This window comes from Methylobacter psychrophilus (genome assembly GCF_025583945.1).
In the GTDB taxonomy this organism is placed as follows: domain Bacteria; phylum Pseudomonadota; class Gammaproteobacteria; order Methylococcales; family Methylomonadaceae; genus Methylobacter_C; species Methylobacter_C psychrophilus.
The window spans coordinates 23,815-43,375 of sequence record NZ_JAOEGU010000012.1; the positions used below are offsets into that span (position 1 = coordinate 23,815).

The 19,561-nt window shown below is 42.1% G+C and carries 17 protein-coding genes; 9 read left to right on the top strand and 8 right to left on the bottom strand.

Annotated elements, in window-relative coordinates; genetic code table 11:
- Positions 1 to 128: 128 nt before the first annotated feature.
- Complete coding sequence (locus N7974_RS07960) at positions 129 to 614, top strand: flavin reductase family protein (protein ID WP_262965100.1); 486 nt, start codon at positions 129 to 131, stop codon at positions 612 to 614.
- Between the two features lie 113 nt (positions 615 to 727).
- Here N7974_RS07960 and N7974_RS07965 read toward each other — a convergent pair whose 3' ends face one another.
- Entirely contained in the window at positions 728 to 4,225 is a 3,498-nt protein-coding gene (locus tag N7974_RS07965) for a mechanosensitive ion channel domain-containing protein (protein ID WP_262965101.1), read from the bottom strand.
- Positions 4,226 to 4,604: 379 nt separating this feature from the next.
- On the opposite strand from N7974_RS07965, the gene dhaL reads away from it, so the two are divergent.
- Entirely contained in the window at positions 4,605 to 5,252 is a 648-nt protein-coding gene (gene dhaL / locus N7974_RS07970; RefSeq protein ID WP_262965102.1) for a dihydroxyacetone kinase subunit DhaL, read from the top strand.
- Here the strand turns inward: dhaL and dhaK are convergent.
- The 6 genes from dhaK to N7974_RS08000 form a co-directional block, all read right to left on the bottom strand.
- Positions 5,235 to 6,224, bottom strand: coding sequence for a dihydroxyacetone kinase subunit DhaK (gene dhaK / locus N7974_RS07975; protein WP_262965103.1), 990 nt, complete (start codon positions 6,222 to 6,224; stop codon positions 5,235 to 5,237). The genes dhaL and dhaK overlap by 18 nt on opposite strands.
- Positions 6,225 to 6,513: 289 nt before the next feature.
- Entirely contained in the window at positions 6,514 to 7,353 is an 840-nt protein-coding gene (locus N7974_RS07980; protein WP_262965104.1) for an HAD-IIA family hydrolase, read from the bottom strand.
- Between the two features lie 414 nt (positions 7,354 to 7,767).
- Positions 7,768 to 10,467, bottom strand: coding sequence for a patatin-like phospholipase family protein (locus N7974_RS07985; RefSeq protein ID WP_262965105.1), 2,700 nt, complete (start codon positions 10,465 to 10,467; stop codon positions 7,768 to 7,770).
- A 316-nt stretch (positions 10,468 to 10,783) separates the two neighbouring features.
- Complete coding sequence (locus tag N7974_RS07990) at positions 10,784 to 11,746, bottom strand: alpha/beta hydrolase (RefSeq protein ID WP_262965169.1); 963 nt, start codon at positions 11,744 to 11,746, stop codon at positions 10,784 to 10,786.
- Between the two features lie 159 nt (positions 11,747 to 11,905).
- A complete protein-coding gene (locus tag N7974_RS07995) occupies positions 11,906 to 12,358 on the bottom strand; it encodes a molybdenum cofactor biosynthesis protein MoaE (protein WP_243218261.1) in 453 nt (150 codons plus the stop codon).
- A 2-nt stretch (positions 12,359 to 12,360) separates the two neighbouring features.
- Positions 12,361 to 12,594 carry a MoaD/ThiS family protein gene (locus tag N7974_RS08000; protein WP_243218260.1) on the bottom strand — a complete coding sequence of 78 codons (234 nt, stop codon included), beginning with the start codon at positions 12,592 to 12,594 and terminating at the stop codon, positions 12,361 to 12,363.
- 67 nt (positions 12,595 to 12,661) lie between these two features.
- On the opposite strand from N7974_RS08000, the gene moaC reads away from it, so the two are divergent.
- The 7 genes from moaC to N7974_RS08035 all read left to right on the top strand — a co-directional run bounded on the left by moaC (position 12,662) and on the right by N7974_RS08035 (position 18,316).
- Positions 12,662 to 13,138 (top strand): cyclic pyranopterin monophosphate synthase MoaC, encoded by a 477-nt coding sequence (gene moaC / locus N7974_RS08005; protein WP_262965106.1) that lies wholly within the window; start codon positions 12,662 to 12,664, stop codon positions 13,136 to 13,138.
- A gap of 100 nt (positions 13,139 to 13,238) precedes the next feature.
- The gene (lpxD, locus tag N7974_RS08010; protein ID WP_262965107.1) at positions 13,239 to 14,282 is read left to right on the top strand and encodes a UDP-3-O-(3-hydroxymyristoyl)glucosamine N-acyltransferase; all 1,044 of its coding nucleotides are present in this window, start codon (positions 13,239 to 13,241) and stop codon (positions 14,280 to 14,282) included.
- A 121-nt stretch (positions 14,283 to 14,403) separates the two neighbouring features.
- Positions 14,404 to 15,111, top strand: a complete 708-nt coding sequence (ubiG, locus tag N7974_RS08015) for a bifunctional 2-polyprenyl-6-hydroxyphenol methylase/3-demethylubiquinol 3-O-methyltransferase UbiG (RefSeq protein WP_262965108.1) — start codon at positions 14,404 to 14,406, stop codon at positions 15,109 to 15,111.
- 8 nt (positions 15,112 to 15,119) lie between these two features.
- Positions 15,120 to 15,794: an HAD family hydrolase gene (locus N7974_RS08020; RefSeq protein WP_243218256.1), complete on the top strand. Its 675-nt coding sequence runs from the start codon at positions 15,120 to 15,122 to the stop codon at positions 15,792 to 15,794.
- Positions 15,791 to 16,519, top strand: coding sequence for an SDR family NAD(P)-dependent oxidoreductase (locus N7974_RS08025; protein WP_262965109.1), 729 nt, complete (start codon positions 15,791 to 15,793; stop codon positions 16,517 to 16,519). Before N7974_RS08020 ends, N7974_RS08025 begins: the two co-directional genes overlap by 4 nt.
- 9 nt (positions 16,520 to 16,528) lie before the next feature.
- A complete protein-coding gene (gene sufT, locus N7974_RS08030; protein WP_243218254.1) occupies positions 16,529 to 17,077 on the top strand; it encodes a putative Fe-S cluster assembly protein SufT in 549 nt (182 codons plus the stop codon).
- Between the two features lie 312 nt (positions 17,078 to 17,389).
- Positions 17,390 to 18,316, top strand: coding sequence for a histone deacetylase family protein (locus N7974_RS08035; RefSeq protein ID WP_262965110.1), 927 nt, complete (start codon positions 17,390 to 17,392; stop codon positions 18,314 to 18,316).
- A 23-nt stretch (positions 18,317 to 18,339) separates the two neighbouring features.
- Here N7974_RS08035 and N7974_RS08040 read toward each other — a convergent pair whose 3' ends face one another.
- A complete protein-coding gene (locus N7974_RS08040) occupies positions 18,340 to 19,440 on the bottom strand; it encodes an AI-2E family transporter (RefSeq protein WP_243218252.1) in 1,101 nt (366 codons plus the stop codon).
- Positions 19,441 to 19,561 lie beyond the last annotated feature (121 nt).

The window sequence follows — 19,561 nt, forward strand, 5'->3', positions numbered from 1 at the left end:
TAGTTACGATTATTTAACCTAGTGTGTTGTACCATAACGGTTGAATAAACATAAAGTGCTTGAATAGCTGTTTTTTTAAATCCAAAGAAACAGAATTATATAAATATAGCGAATAAGCGGAGAGCTAAATGACTGTTAGTGTTGATGATTTTAAAAAGGCTTTGCAACTTTGGGCAAGTGGCGTCACGGTTGTGACTACCCATTCCGAAAAATTCGGCAATCAAGGTATGACAGTAACCGCATTTTCAAGTGTTTCAGTTAACCCACCGCAAGTATTGGTTTGTATTAATAACGCAGCGGATACGGGTGAAGGTATCCAGGAAAGCCAAAGTTTTGCCGTTAATATTTTAGGTTCAGATCAACAAGACCTTTCTAACCAATTTGCTGGCGGTGCCAATCAACAACAGCGCTTCGAAAACACTGATTGGATAGCCGGTATTACCGGCTCACCTTTGCTAAACCATAGTTTGATATCCCTGGATTGCAAAGTTGTTGATAAGGTGCTTGCCGGCACTCACTGGATAATTATTGGTGAAGTCCACGAGTGTATTTTTCGTACGGGAGAACCTCTTTTATATTATTCCGGTGCTTATCGGCAACTTGCTCATGATTAACTTTGCCGCCACTTTGTAGCTGCGACTAAAAAGACCACCAAAGCGATTATAAAACGACCAAGAAGAGAGAAAGCTGTCCGAAGTTTTATTTTTCAGCATATTCTTGGCGGTTTTTATTCGAATAAAGCCGGATTAAAACTGCTTTGAACCGGAGGTGAATTAGGTTCAACTGTTTTCTTGATTTCAGGATTTATTGTGCCGTATTCTTGTGGGACAGAACGAATATGGATATCCCGTTGCGGAAATGGAATTTCTATTTTATTTTCGCGCAAGCCTTTTTCAAGAAGAATATGTAACTCATGTGTCGCAGGTAACCGGTTTGCCAGCTCACTGACAAAAAATCGAATCGAAAAATTTAAGGAACTATCGCCAAAACTATCTATCAATACTGCCGGTGCCGGGTCTTTGAGAATAAGCGGCATTGATTGTACGGCATCAACCATCACTTTATGCGCCAGTTCAATGTCAGAACCGTAGGCAATGCCAATGGGAACCACGATACGGGTTACGGTGTCGCTTAATGTCCAATTATTCAACTGACTGGTGATAAAGGTTTTATTGGGAATAATCAGTTCTTTTGCATCAAAGTCGATTAGTGTGGTGGCACGCATTTTAATACGACAGACTTTACCGGTAACATTACCAATCGTTACCGTATCACCGACGCGTATTGGGCGCTCAAACAGCAGGATAATCCCTGATACCAGATTGGCAAAAATTTCCTGTAAACCAAAGCCCAGTCCGACACTGAGAGCGGCGACCAGCCATTGTACCTGAGACCAACTACCGCCAAGCTCATTAGCTATACTAACAAAACTTATAGTAATCAATACATAGGTTGCCAACTGGTTAACCGCATAACGCCCTCCTGTTTCTATAGCCAAGCGTCTAAATACCAATAATTCCATAACCCCGGGGAAATTTCGGACCGAAACTACCGCTAAAAAAAAGTATAATCCCGACCACATCAGATTGATTAAGGTTATCGGTTGATAACTTTGCTGATTATCAATTGTTACCACATGCTGCCAGAGTACAATACGTTCCAGAAAGGAAAATGCGGGTAAGATATTTTTCCAGATTATCCAAATACCGATAATCAAACTTAAGGTTATAAATACGTTAAGTAGTTTTATGGTTTGGGCATTGATTTTAGGAATGTCGATAAGTTGTTCATCAATAGGCAAAACAGGATCTTCTACCCCTGCTACAGGTTGTTTTTCGTTAAGTTCTGCCGCCTTGCGTTTTTGCATGACATTTTTTATGGCTAACTGCCGATTAATCACTGTTAACCAACGAATGACCATTTCATTAATAAGGACCATCACAAAAATCAGGCGCAGAGATAAAACCAATTGATCTTGTAGTTCCAGTGCGCTTAAATAATAGCCTGTAACAGCAAAACCAATAATGATTAGCGGTGTAAAAATAGCTGTTGGATACCAGATATAACGGAATTTGGTTAACCAACCATCAGGATTATTTTTGATGATGCCTTGTAATAAGCCATGAGCAGGATTGAGTAATCGACCCAAAAAAATCGTCAGTGCCAGCATATTAATGATAAATGCCAGACGCCCGAGGTTATCGCTATATATGGGTTCTTTCGAGGCAGCTGTAGTGTTGATAATAAATATCGCCAACACAACGAAAAAGCGTACCCAGCCAATTTGTTTACGCAATAAACTGGTGTTAGTTTTTTTCCAGCGAAAATGTTTACGTGCGATACCGTCATCGGCAAACAGGCGATAAAAAAATTGCAGAAAAAGTAGCGGTATTGCCGCACTTTTTAAGCCTTCGCCAATTGCCCGGGTAAAATCAATAATATGAATGTTATTGGTTAAGCACCAGCCTAAATAATAACTAAGCAGCGGTACCGGTAATACCACGATTAGCGTATACGCTAATGCTTGTAAGGTATAATTAAAAGTATCGGTATAAATTTTTTCAATTTTAACCGAGATAATCAGTAGCTGTTTTTTTGCCCAATTTTTGCCCAAGTATAGCAATACTAAACCCAGTATGCCGATGACCATAAAAAATGGCTGTTGTGTCGCTACCTTAAGTACATCTTTAGTCAATGCAAGCCAATTTAGCGGTGATAACAGCCATTTTGTTGAATTAAACAGCCCTACGGCATAATCAGTGTCAATGGCATTGGAGCTTTTTACCCACAATAAATTTTCATCCAGATAAGCGGCAAACTTGGTGGCCTGTTTAACCATTTGTTGTCTGGCAAAATCAAAGTCACCTAATGTGCGTAGATACGTGATGTAATCACTAGCCAATTTATTAAGCAATTCTTTCTGGTTGTTCAGTAATACCCGCAATTCAGCTTGTATCATCATGCGTTCCGCTACAGGAAGGTTATGATCAACCTGATTCTCCATGATCTCCTGCAAATCTGCATCAATATCTGCGAGTTGTTTTAGCTTATATTCATCCTTATATTGTTCAAGGCTGGTTGCTGCTGTTTCATCCTGAATACTTTCTGACTGTATGGTGGCTTGATCTTGGGTCGTTAAATTACGTCTTTGTTCACGCAAGATTTTGCCGAGTACCGGACTTAAACCAGCCAAGCTGATTTTTTTTTCCGCACTCTTAAAGTCATTATCAATTTCATTAGCTTGTGCATCCAATCTGGTTTTTTGCTCGGTATAGCTATCGATTTTTGCGGTAATTGCCTGCAAGTCTCGTGTGTATTGAATGTTCTCCCGACTTATCGCTTGAATAAGGGGGTGCTTTCCAGACAGTTCTTTTTCTGCTTGGCTGAGTGCATCCTGCATCTCTTTAACTTCCTGTTGTCTCCGGTCAGTTAACACATTTTCTATGGCCGAAATGGCAGGGAGTAGGGCATTTTTTTGAATATCCAATAATCGAAAATCCGTATTAAGTAATTCGACTCTGATCGGATTACTGATGGCCTCACTATCCAACATTTTTAGTTCTGCTGCACGTGAAGCAAGCTGTGTTTTTAAATAGATCTGTTCTGCTTCGCTTTCAAGTTTTGAACCGGTTTTATTGGACGAACCTGCCAACTTACTTTGTATGGCTTCAAAATCCTGTTTTGCTGTTACCATCTCTTCGCGAATAAGTTGGGGGCGGGTCTGTTGCAAAGCCAACTCATTTTCCAATTTGCCTATTTGTTCGTCTAAAGCACTTATTTTTGCTTTTTCAATGATTAATCGTTGATCGAGTTCTTCAGTAGGTATTCGGGTAAAATCTTCGAGTTTTTGTTTGGATACTTGTAGCAGGGTCTGTTCAATTTCTTTTTGCAGCTGTTTGGTTTTTTGTGGTGCTTGTTTTATCGCTTGATTAAATTCAACGATTCGCGCCTTAAAGTTCTCGCTGTTACTTAGATTATCCAGTGCAGATTGATAGGTAGACAGTACTTTGGCTTTAAGCGCCTCATCAAGTCCTTGCCTGTTATTGATAGCCTCAATATTGGCTTGTAACGTCCCTTTAGTAATTTCAAGTGCTGTGCCATTTTGCTCTCTGGCTGGGGCAACTTTTTTAGCCCATGTCTCGGTTGAGCCAAAAAAGCCAAGCAACAATAAAAAAAGTAATACAGAAATCTTGCAATAAAAGGCAGAAAAATCAATAAATTTCATAGGGTTAGATTGTGTGCGCGAATAAATTAACAGAGGGTTATGTAGAGCGGGACAGCACTCTATAATAAACGGCTCAACTTTATCGGAGATGAACAGTTTTTGTCGTTATGGTGTTGGTAGGGTATTTTAAGGTAGTCGCCGCAGACTTGAGCCGGGCAGTTTTTCCATGTTGTTTTTAAGCTGTTTAATAATGAGTAGGTATAACATGAAAAATCCGGTTTTTATCGACTTAAATTATATCATGCGTAACAATAAAAACCGCTCTGAAGGTCAAGGATTATAATCGATACCATATACTTTTCATATTTACTAATGGACAACGGTGCGAATTGAAGGGTAAGCTTCAGATTTTAAAATACTTGATGAGCTGGAAGTCGCCATGAAACTTACGCCTGCATTATTACCGCAACTGATCGAAGTTATAGCTGATGTGATCGAAAAAAATGCTGAAGAAGTAACCGCTTTAGATCAAGCGATTGGTGACGGCGATCATGTCATTAATTTACAGCGTGGCATTAATGCACTGATGCTTCAACGCCAAGAATTAAGTCAATTGGACTGGGTGGCTGCTTTCCAGAAAATCGGTATGACATTAATGTCAGCTGTGGGTGGTGCATCCGGTTCATTATATGGCACTTTATTTATTGCTTTAAGCAAAGCGGCGCGTGAACAATCTTTGGATCAGCAAGGCTTTGCCGATATTTTTAGCCATGGCGTAGAGGCGGTTAAGCAACGCGGTAAGGCAGTTGCCGGCGAAAAAACCATGCTTGATGTTTTTATTCCCGTAGCGGATTACTTGCGAACAGCAGCGGAAAATTCGGTAATGTTACCTGACGTGTTAACCAAGGTATCGCAGGTCGCCATCAAGGGAATGGAGTCGACCCGCGATATGCTTGCGACCAAAGGCCGGGCCTCTTTTTTGGAGGAGCGTAGTCGTGGTCATATTGATGCTGGCGCTAAAACCGGTCAACTAATGATTTGTGCAATCGTTGACGTTTTAACCAAACAGTTAGCATCCCCAGCGTAAAGCTGCGGTATGAACGGGAGCATCCCACAGGCGTAAAAGTTCTTCATCAAGTACGCTCAACGTTATGGAACAACCGGCCATGTCAATGGATGTTGTGTAGTTGCCAACCAAGGAGCGGGCTATTTTGATACCGCGTTTTTCCCAAAATTGGGCGGCCAGATCATACATCAGATACAGTTCCATCAGCGGCGTAGCACCGAATCCGTTCACATGCAGTAATACCGACTGTTTTTTTTTTGGTTTTAATTCCTCATCAATCATACCGGCCAAGTGCTCGACAATTTCTGTAGCACTGGTTAACTTCAGGGTTTCTCGTCCACGTTCGCCATGAATTCCTACGCCCATTTCCATTTCAGTATCACTGATGTTAAAGGTAGGTTTTCCCAGTGCGGGTACAGTACAGCTACTTAATGCCACGCCTATTGAGGCAGTGACATTGTTGATTTTATTACCCAATGCCTGACAGGTTGCCAAGTCAGCGCCGTTTTCTGCGGCCGCGCCGACCATTTTTTCGATAATTAATGTGCCCGCTACCCCGCGTCGTCCGATACTATGTGTTTTCGGTAAAGCAACATCATCGCTCACCAGAATGGTTGCATTAGGGCAATCCAGCATCTCGGCGGCAATTTCAAAATTCATCACGTCGCCGGCATAATTTTTGACAATAAATAACACACCGCCGCCATTTTCGACTGCTTGTGCAGCAGCCAACATTTGATCGGGGGTGGGGGAAGTAAATATCTGGCCGGGACAAGCGGCATCCAACATACCCTGGCCGACAAAACCGGTATGCAGGGGTTCATGTCCCGAGCCACCGCCAGAAATTAAAGCAACCTTGCCGGATCTGGTTGAATTTATGCGGCTGATGAAATGCGGTTGGGTATTGAGTTGGATAATATCGGCATGCGCTTTGGAAAAACCGAGCAAGCTTTCGTCACGTAACGTATCGATTGAATTGATGAATTTTTTCATGGCGGCGACTCCTGATATTTGTTTTTTTATTATGTTATAGCACGGGTAATAGATATTTCACCACGAAGGCATCAATAACAAGAAGAAAAATATGAAATGCTTTTATCTTGAAAGACTTTATACAGGTGTTTAGGGTAAACCGTTTCGGTCAACAGGGATTTTATAGAGCTCTGAATTAAGTAGGGCGTGCCATGCGCGCTTTATTTTTCAAGGCGCGCATGGCACGCCCTACAGAAAATAATGTCGTTTAATCAACGAAGGTCTTTATAACTTTGATACGCTTTGGTCGTTATAATACAGCTTGATCTCGCAACGCCTTCGTTATGGCGCTAATATCGGGCATAACCCAGGTTGGCTGATAATCAGCTGTTTTTAAATCGTCTTCAGTGGATATTCCTGTTAACACCATGATGCTGCGGATGCCGGTACGAACTGCACCAAGAATGTCAGTCTCCAGACGATCACCGATGGCTACCGTTTTATCGGGTTCGACGCCCAATAAGGCGAGAGCCTGTTGATAAATAATGGGTTCCGGTTTGCCGATAATGGTCGGTGTTACGCCAGTGGAAACCTCAAGCGCTGCCAGAATTGCCCCATTACCGTGGGTGATGCCGTGTTCTGTGGGTAGCGTGGTATCGGCATTGGTGCCAATGAATTTTGCACCGGCGCGAATATTCAGTGTGGCTGTTGCCAGTTTGTCCCAAGTCAGGGTTTCATCTTTGCCACAGACGACAATATCAGCGCCTTTTTTGACAGCATCACTGTCATTATTGACTTCATAGAGTCCGGTTAGCGTAAAACCATGATCAATAAGCGGTTGCGTAGCGCCGTCCACGCCGATAACAAACACGCGTGTTTCAGCCGGATTAACCTGCTTGCTCAGGTATAGCGCTGTGGCAGTCCCCGAAGTTAAAATTTGTTGTTGAGTAACGGTTACGCCCATTTGTGCCAGCTTGGTTACATATTGGTCTGGCGTTAAACTGGCATTATTAGTCGCCAGGATGAAGCGAATTTGCAGATCATCCAGAGTTTGAAAAAACTCGTTTAACCCTGGTATCGGCTGTGTACCGTGCCATAAAACACCATCCATATCAATGATGAGTGCGCGAATATTGGTAAAAGGTTGCATGATGGTTATTTCTCAAAAATAGGATTTTTTTTGCGGCGTGTTCCAGTGATGGTTGCAGACTGGAAAGCCTATAAGCCCAAAACCAGGTAGATGACAATATATAATAAATTCTTTAAGATAAAAAGTCCTCACCCGAATCTTCAAGGGTGAGGGCTTTGTTACGATACGCTTAAAATGCATGGTTTGCCGACAAGTTCATAGACATCAATTTAACCCAAGGAATCAAGACGGGCACGAAATTTTTACATTAATTTCATTTGTTGCCTGAAACTAATGAGAAGTTAGCTTGATCCGAGTGTAATTGATTGATGGTTTATATTTTAATGGCTACCCACTTTAGACAGGACAAACAAAAAGGCTTCACCTTAAATTATTCCGTTTTAAATGGGTAGCCTATTTTAATTAAGCTCTGTGTCAGATTAAGTCATACGCTTGCTTATCATCAAAAAGCGACTGTACAACGTGGAAGCCAAGCTTTCTATAACTTTCGAATTGCGCCTCGTCAAACCACTGGTCGGCTGTGGATTGCTGGGGAAAGCTCTTTTCCATGTCTGCATAATTCTTTACATCCGAAGGCAATCCTGTCTCGGTAAGGGATGGTTTCAGTAAAATGAGTGTTCCTCTTCTGTCTTTGCAATAGCTTCCGTAATCGATAGTACCTCTCGCATAATGTTTTTTGCTGTAACGGCTATCTGGTTGCTTATGACGTAAATCATCCAGATATTCAAATTCGATTTCTACCCCGAAGTCCGTTCGGCATTTGCGTATTGCACCGGCTAAATCTTCAAAATTGTAGTCTTTATCGACTCCGGCATCACAGACCACAATATGATTACATTTGCGACGCACCAGTTCGTACAAACCCAGGTTTTCAAAATGACCTCCGTCGCTGAGATTAACAAATTCGGAGTTTAGGCTGGAATAACCGAACAGTTCACATAATAAATACCAGAATCCAAACGGTGGATCTGACTCTGTCCAGGCGTTGCTTTCTTTTCCAGGATTACCGCACCATCGCCCCAGTCTCACGTTGAACATCGTCAGTAAGAAGGCGACTGGGGGAGACGAGTGATAACCCATACTTGGGCTGACAGCTGCGCCGGAAACAGCGACCGCAGATCCAAGGCGAAAACCATCATCGTCTGGTTCATAGTGTCCATACTCCTTACTTTCACGATAAAAGCCTGATTCTTTATTGGTTTTGTCTTGATACCCGCAATATTGAGGAGTAAATACAAACGAGGTGGCTTTTCGATCTTGAACGGCTAACTCTTGACCATCAGTGAAATTAATAGCAGCGTTAATGATGTGGTAAGGGCGTTGTTTGGCCAATGCAGAAAGAGCAATATCGTCTTTTTCGTCGAAACCTGTAAAGGGGTGAGGCTTGCGTTGGGGTCTGGATGCGCCAAGATAAGCGCGAGTCAAGCGGTTACGGTAAAAATTATGTAGCGAAAATAAATTGATTTTGACGCGCCATGCCAATACTGCCACCACAGAAAAAATAATTGCAAAACCAACAATTAATGATTTCCCTGTCACTTGATCCATACATTCCAATCCACTTCTAACCAGCTCGGCAAAAGTTGCGGCCTGCTTGTCAATACAGTTGATTGAGTAAGCCCATTGCAAACCGTATGAAACTGCAATTAACAGACCGATGACAAAAATGTAGGGGGCTATTTGAGCGACAAGTTCCAAACTTGGATTATTGCCTTTTTCACCGCTGGTCGCACTGCTTTTCCCCGCTAAAACCCCTGCAATAGTGCTGGCAAGCCAACCCGTAGTAAGTGTGGCGGATAAATAAATATCCAAGCAGTCTAAAGCAGGCGGACCAAATACCACTATTGCAAAAATACCCAACCAGGCGGCCATAGCTGTAATCAGTGGAGCAGCGAGCCTGTTCCACCACTCATGCTGGGAAACGGAAAACTCTCGTCCCATCAAGCCAATATGAAAGACTACCATTAAAGAAAATATCAACACGACTACAGGCGGACCAAAAACAACGACCAGCCAATGAACAATTACCGAATCCTGTGGGGCAAGGAGATGAATTACCGCAAGAAAAAAACCGCCACCAATACAGCCTGCAATAAAAGTGAAGGCTGCCCATTCCAAAAGCTTTTTCCAGTCAATATTGATAGAATTTTTTGTCCATTCGCTTGATTTGCCGGCTTCTTTAGACCGTTTATTCAGGTATTGAGTCTTAAAATAGCTAAATAAATAGCCTAATGCCCAGAATAAGAGGTAAATAGCGCCGGTACCTAAAAATATAATCAGGCGCCTTTCTTCTGTCAGTTCTTTGGCGAGATTGGCCATAATGAGTGCTGTAAGCCAGCCACTGACAATGACAGGTAACACGATGAAAATAAAAATACCCAAGCTGGTTAACCTACTTTTTATGAAACCAGTAAATATAGTTGACGCCGTTTTTTTTGAGGGAGGTATCGTCTCTTCCGATTCGCTTGTGAGACCTGCCAGGTTAAATGATATTATCATGACGGCTACGAATAAAAGTAACGCATCAATACCAAAAACACACCAAAAATAGTCGTTTTGTAGTAATAAATCGCCTGATTTTTGTATAAATTTCGGGATCATCAAAACCAGTGCCAAGGTAAGTATCAGCATGCTCTGATTCAGAATAAGGTTACGAGTATAGTTGGCGACAGCAGACAGGGTGTCCATACTGAAAAGGCTGGCGTGCGGAGTCAGATAATTACTATAGTTTCTTAGAAACTTGACTGGCTTAGACTGTAGGGAGTTAGCGTCAATGCTGTCTATTAAATCGTCCTGAATTGATGTTGTTTTGTCACTTTTAATAAAATCCTGGACATCCTCTTGTTGAGATTTATGATAAATCCATGCCGATAACCAACTTCCTATATAGCCACCACCTGAAACCGTTGACAAGTAGTCAAATTTATCAAATACCTTATTTTTGGCCAGTCCCTGAATGACTCCCAGATTAAAAGTTGCACTGCGGATACCGCCTCCTGAGAGAGCCAGGCCGATCAGTGGATCGTCCTTTCCTTTTTTCAGTACATTTAACTCATCCTCATAAATTTTTTTAAAAGAAGCGGCAGTATTGTTTTTATTTTGTGGACAACTCATTTTAATCTCCTCACAGGAATGTAAAGAACATTGAAATTTTATTAATCACTCTTTCAGTGAGCAATAGGGTATGGATAATTTATTGGGTGATAAGCTTATGTTGTACTACTAATATTAAGTTTTTAGACTTGATGCTCTAACGCTAACCTTACGCTTTTTTTGTCCTGATACGCAAGGTATTTTAAATGACCTAGCGATATTAAGGCTCTTGAATCCTATGGCTTTATAGATGGGGTTTTGTCGTAATAATTGTAGCTAAAACGGCTTTTTAGAGAACTATTTATTTTTTGGGAACAGATATAATTAGGCGATGATGTTAATCTTTTTTTTGGGTTGTTTGCGGAACCAGTCCTACTAATAGTTCGCGCGCTCTGTTATCCGCACCGGAAGGAAGTATTTTGGATTTACTACCGATCCATGCCGTAATATCTTTCCAAGCAGTGGGGGCTTGTAAATCGCGCAATAACATGTGATAGCCTTGTTGATAAAATGCTACGGTTTTTTCTGTCGCATTCGTCGCGAGAAATTTATGCAAAAATTGGTAGGTCGGTTGCTTGGGAATAATTTCGTCTTTCTCACCATAAAGCATCAAGGTATTTCCGTGCAGCAGCGTGGCACTATTAAATGCCTCATCCATCAAATCGGTCAATCCGTAGACGGTTTCTACCCGGGTTGCTTTGATAACCCAAGGGTCACGGCCCAAAGCCCTGAGCATTTCAATATTATCCGAGGGCATAACTTGCACGCCTTTACCGGTCAGCGTTAGCCATGGCAAGCTATGTGCCAGTGTCCAAAGCAAGCTGGTTTGATACCAGGGCATGGTTGACCTTGCCCACAATGCCGGAGCGACAAGAATAATGCCATCGACAACCGGCATGCCGGGCTGGCTCATGGCATTGATGATAATGGCACCGCCCATGCTTTCACCGAGCAGATAAACGGGACGATTGGGGTAACGTTGTTTTATCAGTTGCACCATTGTCAGTAAATCGTCAGTATAGGCTTGAGTTCCTGCCCACAAACCACGTTTTGGGGCGGCACCAAAGCCACGTTGATCGTAAGCAAAACTGGCTATACCGTGTTGGCTGAAATATTCCCCCGGCCGTTGAAAAAACAAACTGTAATCATTAAAGCCGTGCAATGCTATTAGTATGGCCTGCGGATCAGTTTTTGGCAGCCAATGGCGAAAGGGTAAATTGGCACCGTCTTCAGTCAGGAAATTATTTTCACTGAGGCTGGCGGTAGTATTTTTTGCCCCAGGTGGATAAGTCATTGGCATACAGCCCGACAAGGCTGTAAGTAACAGGGTCGAAATTATTAGCTGCAGCATTTTCATAAGATTGATGGCTATATTCAGATTTTTTTTAGCTGTTTTCAACGCGAAAGCAGCAACAGTTTGTTAAGACCATTAAGAAGCTGGTCCGTTACTGTTGGTCATTTAATCAGGCTTGAAGCCATTACTATTATGCGTAACCCAGCGCTCATCTGCAGTTATCAATAGTTCTTTTTTCCAAAATGGTGCCTTTGATTTTAAGGCTTCCATAATATATCGACTGGCATCAAAGGCATCGCCTCTGTGGGATGACCATACAGCAACCAAAACGATGGCATCAGTTGGCAAAATATCGCCCACCCGATGAATGACCAGGCTATCAAGCAGTTGCCATTGCTGCTGTGCTTCAAGAATAATTTTTTCCAGCTGTTTTTCAGTCATGCCGGGATAGTATTCCAGAGTCATACCTTTAACCGTGACACCTTCATTAAAGTCACGCATGGTACCTATAAAAATACTGGTTGCACCAATAGCGCCGATATTGTCTATTTTATCCGCTTGATAAGTTTGAATTTCTTGAAAGGGATCAAATGCTTGGGTAGTAATTTTTATGGTCATTTTTAACCTCCGGTAACTGGTGGAAAAAAAGCCACCTCATCGCCATCTTTAACGAGGTAATCCAAGTCAACATAGTCCATATTTACTGCTGCCAGGATGTTGTCGGGTAATGATTTCTCAGGGTTGGCACAATTCCAGACTTCATGAACAGTTAGTAAGCTTAAAACGGTTAGTTGGTCTTCAGGGCGACCCACGCTTTCTTTTAAGCTGGCAAAGTAACGTACTTTAATTGACATAATGATTCACGGGGCTAAAGAAACAATAGATAATAAAACACTTTTTTTCATTATCTATTTTACACACATGACTTACACACCGCATTTTAATCAGGCTGGCGAAGCGCATATGGTCGATGTCGGCGGAAAAGCAATTACTCAACGTACCGCTATTACTGAAGGTTATATTGAAATGCTTTCGGCAACGCTGCAGATAATTCTTCGCGGTGAACATAAAAAAGGCGATGTGCTGGCTATAGCCAGAATTGCCGGTATTATGGCCAGTAAAAAAACGGCAGATTTAATTCCGCTTTGCCATCCTCTATCCATCACGCATGTAGAAGTAAATTTGACGGTTGAAGCTGAAAAAAACCGTATTCGCTGCCAAACCACAGTAAAAACCAGCGGTCAGACCGGCGTAGAAATTGAAGCCTTGTGTGCTACTCAAATTGCTTTGCTCACTATTTATGATATGTGCAAAGGCGTCGACCGTGGCATGGTCATCCAGTCCGTACAGTTGCTACAGAAAGATGGTGGTAAGTCAGGAAGCTGGGAGCGCAATTAATCGGTTGTTATCCGGATTCAGGTCGTGAAAACACTATAGAAAGCCAATGAATAGCGGTATTTGATACACTACACTTTACAAAACAACCACAGAGACACCTATGCCAATTACCTTAAAAGAGCTTGCCGATTTTTGTGATGCCCGGATTGTAGGGGGCGATTTATCTACAGCTATTTATTCTGCAGCCGATATTACGGCGGCACAAGAGGGGCAGGTTACCCAGTTAACCAGTAGTCGGTATGTTCAGCATATCAAAAACTCAACTGCTTCAGCCTGTTTTATTGCTGAAGGATTTGCCGTTGATAACATACCTGAATCTTTGGCATTGCTGATTTGCGCTGATCCGGAGATCAGTTTTATCAAGGCAGTCGAGTTATTGCATCCAGCAAGGGTTTATGCTAAGAATATTTCACCTCAGGCAGTGCTTGAACATAATGTAACATTGGGGACTGATGTTTGTATCGGACCTTTTGCCGTGATTGGTGAAAATGCCGTCATAGGCGATGGCAGTACAATACTGGCAGGCGTTTATGTGGGTAATAATGTAACCATGGGGAAAAATTGCAAGATTTATCCCTATGCCGTTATCTACGATGATGTTGTGGTAGGGAATAATGTCATTATTCATTCAGGTTCTATTATTGGCGCTGACGGCTTTGGTTATAAATTTAGAAATAATGTCCACGTTAAGGTGCCTCAAGTAGGTAATGTGGTTATTGATGATAATGTTGAGATAGGTGCCAATACCTGTATTGATAGAGGTGCACTGGGAAGTACGCTAATAGGATCAGGGACTAAAATAGATAATTTGGTGCAAATTGGCCACAATAACAAGGTTGGGAAAAACGTCATTATGTGTGGCCTGACCGGTATTTCCGGCTCCTGTAATATTGAAGATTATGCCATTCTGGCGGGTAGTTCAGGGGTAGCAGATCATGTCACCATTGGTCAAGGCGCTGTGGTAATGGCGCGTTCCGGCGTAGCAGGTGATGTAAAGGCCGGCACTCAGGTTTTTGGTAGTCCGGCAAAAGACAAAAAAACCGCTTATAAAGAGCAGATTGCACTCAGTAAACTGCCTGAACTACTAAAAAGAATAAAGCTAATGGAAGCAAAAATTCAGGCACTTGAACAAGCAGCGGATTAGTGTTCAAGACGGCCGGTTATTTTGCTTGCTGTCTTAAAAAAATAACGTTCGTTACAACAACACATGACGAATAACCCAGTATTATAGTAAACTATATCAACACAAAAAACGGTTTAGCACGATGACAGCAAAAGACAACGTACACTTGCACGAAATCAATAAATTTGGCTCAATGGCCGAGCGCTGGTGGGATATGCAAGGAGAGTTTAAAACCCTCCATGATATCAACCCGTTACGACTGCAATTTATTCAGCGTTATGCTGATGTTGCCGGTAAACGCATTGTCGATGTGGGTTGCGGTGGCGGTATTTTAACTGAAGGTTTGGCCAAACTCGGTGTTGATGCCTTGGGTATTGATCTCAGTGAAGAATTGATTGATATTGCTGATTTGCATGGTCTGGAGTCGGGCGTCAATGCACATTATCAAAAAATAAGCGCTGAAGCCTTGGCATTGCAACAGCCTGAAAGCTTTGATCATGTTACTTGTATGGAAATGCTCGAACATGTGCCTGATCCCGGTTCAATCATTACTGCTTGTGCTACTTTGGTGAAACCTGGCGGTATGGTATTTTTTTCCACGCTCAACCGTAAACCTAAAGCCTATTTATTAGCGATACTTGCAGCGGAGCATGTTCTGCAGATGTTGCCTAAAGGTACGCATGATTATAAAACTTTTATCAAACCCTCTGAGCTAAGTCAGTCGGCACGTGCTGCAGGTCTTGAGTTACAAGGCATGGTCGGGATTGAATACAATCCGTTTAATAAACAGTTTAACCTCGGAAAAGACATTGATGTTAATTACATCGCTACTTTTAAACGTACGGAATAAAGGTTCTGATGTCGACTGATTTCAAATTATCCTGTGTGTTATTTGACCTTGACGGTACTTTGGTCGATACCGCGCCCGATCTGGTTTTATGTTTGAATAAAGCCTTAAGCCAGCATGGCTTTATGACGGTTACTGCGGCGGCAGTCAAGCCGTGTATTTCATTTGGTGCTGTTGCGATGATTAATAATAGTTTGCATAAATCCATAACAGAAGCGCTCCGGGCCGATATTTTGGAAACCATGCTTGATTTTTATCAAAATAATATTGCCGAACACACGGTTTTTTTTAACGGCATGTTAGACACGCTTGATGCTATTGAAGCGCACGGGCTGAAATGGGGCGTAGTGACCAATAAGCGCGAACGATTTACCAATCCGCTGATGGCCGCTTTAAAGCTTACAGATAGGGCTGCTTGCATCATCAGCGGAGATACGACGGGAAACCCTAAGCCTCATGTCGAACCTATGTTGGCTGCCTGCAAAAAAGCCGGTGTTAATCCGCAGGAATGTGTTTATATCGGTGATGCACCTCATGATATTACGGCGGGAAAAAATGCCCAAATGAAAACACTGGCTGCTCTTTATGGTTACATTAATCCTGGCGATATGCCGGAAACATGGGGTGCTGATGCCCTGATTGAATCTCCTGAACAACTGGCAATCTGGATACGCGCTGCACTATGACACTAAAACATCACGTTATTTTAATTACTGGCGCTGGCGGTGGTCTTGGCAGTACAGCGGCTTTGGCATTGGCAAAAAACGGCGCTCACGTTATTTTACTGGATAAAAATATTGCCAAATTGGAAGCGGTTTACGATGCAATTTTGGCGGCAAATGCGCCCGAACCGGTTATTTATCCGTTTGATCTTGCTGGTGCCAATGAAAACGAGTACCAGGAATTGGCCAATAAAATTAATGAAGAATACGGTTCCTTGCAAGGACTGCTACATTCAGCAGTAGAATTCAGCTCTTTTACGCCGCTCTGCCAATTTGGTACCAAGGAGTGGGGGCATACTTTAAACGTGAATTTAAATGCCGCTTTTATATTAACCCGTATGTTGTTGCCCGTACTGGAAAAAAGTCAACACGCCTCTATTGTCTTCACGTCTGATTCTTCTGCCAGAAAAGCGCACGCTTACTCAGGTGCTTATGGCGTGTCCAAAATAGCCATGGAGGGTTTGGCTAAAATACTGGCTGAAGAGCTGGAAGCTGCCAACAAAATTCGGGTAAATATCTTGGTACCCGGCGCTGTTGATTCACCCTTAAGAAAACGGGCCTATCCGGCAGAAGATAAAGCCAAATTACCTACTATGGAATCATTAATCCCCGCTTACCTTTACTTATTTGGCTCTCAAAGTATTGGTGTAACCGGCCAGACGATTGAGGCCCCAACCTTTCACTTATAATTTATTATTATGGCAGAACGAGAAAGCTTTGTTTTAACCAGGGACGTTAATATTGTTACCATCCCTGACGGTACGCCTGATATTTTAAAACAAGGCGAGCAAGTGACTATCCACCAGTCTCTTGGTAATAACTACACGGTTGTTACCGACCGTGGTCATATGGTGCGTATTGCCGGTGTCGATGCCGATGCTTTGGGTAAAGAGCATCTTGAATTACATACATTGGTATCAGAAACCAGTCCTGAAGCTGTTGAAAAAAATTGCTGGGAAGTGATGAAAACGGTTTATGACCCGGAAATTCCGGTAAATATTGTTGATCTCGGCCTGGTTTATTACTGTAACGTAAAGCCTGTGGATGATGATAAAAACGCCGTCCATATTATGATGACCTTAACGGCTCCTGGTTGTGGTATGGGGCCGGTTATACAGGGCGATGTAGAAAAATGTATTCGTGCGTTGCCGGGTGTTGCCAGTGTTGATGTAGAAGTTGTTCTTGATCCGCCCTGGTCCAGGGAAATGATGTCGGAAGTGGCACAGTTGCAGTTGGGATTGTACTAAAATTAATCCGGGGGTGGTGCGCTAGGAGGCTGTCCGAGAATAGGAGTCGTAGCGAGGGAAAGCCATTTTGAGTCAGATTTTTTGGTCATTTGAGGCGAATAGTTGTTCTATTTAACAAAAATGAGCGGAAAATCTGGCCGAAATGGCTTTTCCGCAGTAGGTTTTCTATTCCCGGACAGCTTCCTAGACATCAACTTAAGACATTTCACCACGAAGACACGAAGATTTTGGTTTGGTTTTTCTTAGTGAACTTCGTGTCTTCGTGGTGAATTAATATCTTTAAGTTGGTTATTTATTCCAAAGCGAGATGTTATGACAACACTCTATTATAGCCACCCGGATTTTCTTTTTCATGAAACTGGTAAAGGTCACCCTGAATGTCCTGATCGACTTAGAAACATAACCAGTGCCTTGGAGGCTCCGGAGTTTTCAGATTTAATCAGAATGCTGGCACCACTGGGTACCGAACAGCAAATCAGGCTGATTCATCCATTGTTTCATATTGAGGGTATTCTGGCAGCAATACCCAAACAAGGCGAATATTATCTGGATCATGACACGGTATTGTCGTCTGGATCAAAAGAGGCCGCTTTTCGTGCGGTAGGTGCTGTTTGTGATGCCATTGATAACGTTCTGACGGGCAAGGCAAACAATGCTTTTTGTGCGGTGCGCCCGCCCGGCCATCATGCCGAACCGGACTTGGCGATGGGTTTTTGCTTGTTTAATAATGTCGCGATTGCCGCTGAATATGCGCGCCGTCATTATCATCTGGAGCGTATTGCAATTGTCGATTTTGATGTCCATCATGGCAATGGCACACAAGCGGCTTTTTATAATCAACCCAATGTTCTCTATGCATCCAGTCATGAGATGCCCAATTATCCCGGGACAGGTTATCCAACAGAAATTGGTGTTGGTAACATTGTTAATGTCCCTCTCACCGCAGGTGATAGCGGTATCGAATTCAGAAAAAAATACACCAGTATTATTTTACCGGCATTAAGAAATTTCAAACCCGAATTATTGCTTGTTTCAGCCGGCTTTGATGCTCATAAAGATGATCCGTTATCATCAATTAAACTAATAGAAGATGATTTTCGTTGGCTTACCCAAGAATTGATGCATATTGCTGACCGCTATTGTCATGGCAGAATTATTTCCACATTGGAAGGTGGTTATAACCTTGAAGCACTAGCGACGAGTGTTGCTGTTCATGTTGAAACCTTAATGGGTAATTAGCCTTTTAAGTAAGTCGGTATCGGCTAATTAGTCTCCAAAGTTTTATCATCAATGCGTGGCCATGCAGTTAAAACCGCTTTAACGACAGTTGCCAAGGGAATAGCAAAAAACACTCCCCAAAAGCCCCATACGCCTCCAAAAAACAAAATAGCGACGATAATCGCGATAGCATGCAAGTTAACAGCTTCAGAAAATAATACCGGTACTAACACAACGCCATCTAAAGCCTGGATAATCGAGTATGCAATAACTATGTACATAAAATCATCACCACTTAAGCCCCACTCAAAATAAGCGACACCAAGTATCGGAAAAGTCACCAACGTTGCGCCAATATAAGGAATAATTACCTGTAAGCCCATTAATACAGCCAGTAGCATGGCATAATTCAGATCCATTGTTGCGAAAGTTGCGTAACTGACAAACCAGAGAATAAATATTTCGACAAACTTGCCGCGCACATAATTACCAATCTGAATATCAACTTCTTTCCATACCCGTACAGTCAGATTTCTGTTCTTTGGCATAAATTGCAAAAACCAGGTAATTAATGTCTTTTTATCTTTCAAAAAGAAAAAAACCATCATGGGTACCAAAAACAAATAAATCATTGCGCTAACTATGCCGACGACTGAGGCGGCTGAAAGCGACAACAAGCCATTTTGAACATAAGTTAATAATTCTCGCTGAATTGCAAACAACATTAGTTGAAATTTGCTTTCTGAAATCAATTTTGGATACATTTCAGGTAAACGCATAACCCCCGTTTTGGCACTGTTAATAATTTCCGGAATATTTTGAATAAGTTCGACAGCTTGTTGAGAAACGATAGGCATCAAATAAAACAATAAAAAACCCAAGCAAGCCATAAAACCTGAAAAAATTAGATATACTGCAGGTAAACGTGACATTCCTAAATCTTCTGACTTGCCCACCAGTCCTTCCAGTAAATAGGCCAGCACAATAGATGCAAAAACAGGCATTAATATACTGGATAAGGAATAAATGAGTGCAAAACTGACAATCAATATAATTACCAGTGAAACAGCTTGGGAATTGGGTAAAAAACGTTTAAAAGATTCGGAAATAAAACGTAAATTTACATAGGAGGAGTGAGTGGTCATTAGTAACAGAATAATTTGTTTTTATTACCGGCATTCTACAGGCAATAAAGCTTTTCCAGTTATGATGTTTTTCAATTGACATATTCATCGAGTAAAATAAACCCAACATGAAAAAAGGAGA

What these genes read in the sequence shown, in the direction of transcription:
- N7974_RS07960 (WP_262965100.1), top strand. Translation starts at nt 129, where the DNA reads ATGACTGTTAGTGTTGATGATTTTAAAAAGGCTTTGCAACTTTGGGCA.
- N7974_RS07965 (WP_262965101.1), bottom strand. Translation starts at nt 4,225, where the DNA reads ATGAAATTTATTGATTTTTCTGCCTTTTATTGCAAGATTTCTGTATTA.
- dhaL (WP_262965102.1), top strand. Translation starts at nt 4,605, where the DNA reads ATGAAACTTACGCCTGCATTATTACCGCAACTGATCGAAGTTATAGCT.
- dhaK (WP_262965103.1), bottom strand. Translation starts at nt 6,224, where the DNA reads ATGAAAAAATTCATCAATTCAATCGATACGTTACGTGACGAAAGCTTG.
- N7974_RS07980 (WP_262965104.1), bottom strand. Translation starts at nt 7,353, where the DNA reads ATGCAACCTTTTACCAATATTCGCGCACTCATCATTGATATGGATGGT.
- N7974_RS07985 (WP_262965105.1), bottom strand. Translation starts at nt 10,467, where the DNA reads ATGAGTTGTCCACAAAATAAAAACAATACTGCCGCTTCTTTTAAAAAA.
- N7974_RS07990 (WP_262965169.1), bottom strand. Translation starts at nt 11,746, where the DNA reads ATGCCAATGACTTATCCACCTGGGGCAAAAAATACTACCGCCAGCCTC.
- N7974_RS07995 (WP_243218261.1), bottom strand. Translation starts at nt 12,358, where the DNA reads ATGACCATAAAAATTACTACCCAAGCATTTGATCCCTTTCAAGAAATT.
- N7974_RS08000 (WP_243218260.1), bottom strand. Translation starts at nt 12,594, where the DNA reads ATGTCAATTAAAGTACGTTACTTTGCCAGCTTAAAAGAAAGCGTGGGT.
- moaC (WP_262965106.1), top strand. Translation starts at nt 12,662, where the DNA reads ATGACTTACACACCGCATTTTAATCAGGCTGGCGAAGCGCATATGGTC.
- lpxD (WP_262965107.1), top strand. Translation starts at nt 13,239, where the DNA reads ATGCCAATTACCTTAAAAGAGCTTGCCGATTTTTGTGATGCCCGGATT.
- ubiG (WP_262965108.1), top strand. Translation starts at nt 14,404, where the DNA reads ATGACAGCAAAAGACAACGTACACTTGCACGAAATCAATAAATTTGGC.
- N7974_RS08020 (WP_243218256.1), top strand. Translation starts at nt 15,120, where the DNA reads ATGTCGACTGATTTCAAATTATCCTGTGTGTTATTTGACCTTGACGGT.
- N7974_RS08025 (WP_262965109.1), top strand. Translation starts at nt 15,791, where the DNA reads ATGACACTAAAACATCACGTTATTTTAATTACTGGCGCTGGCGGTGGT.
- sufT (WP_243218254.1), top strand. Translation starts at nt 16,529, where the DNA reads ATGGCAGAACGAGAAAGCTTTGTTTTAACCAGGGACGTTAATATTGTT.
- N7974_RS08035 (WP_262965110.1), top strand. Translation starts at nt 17,390, where the DNA reads ATGACAACACTCTATTATAGCCACCCGGATTTTCTTTTTCATGAAACT.
- N7974_RS08040 (WP_243218252.1), bottom strand. Translation starts at nt 19,440, where the DNA reads ATGACCACTCACTCCTCCTATGTAAATTTACGTTTTATTTCCGAATCT.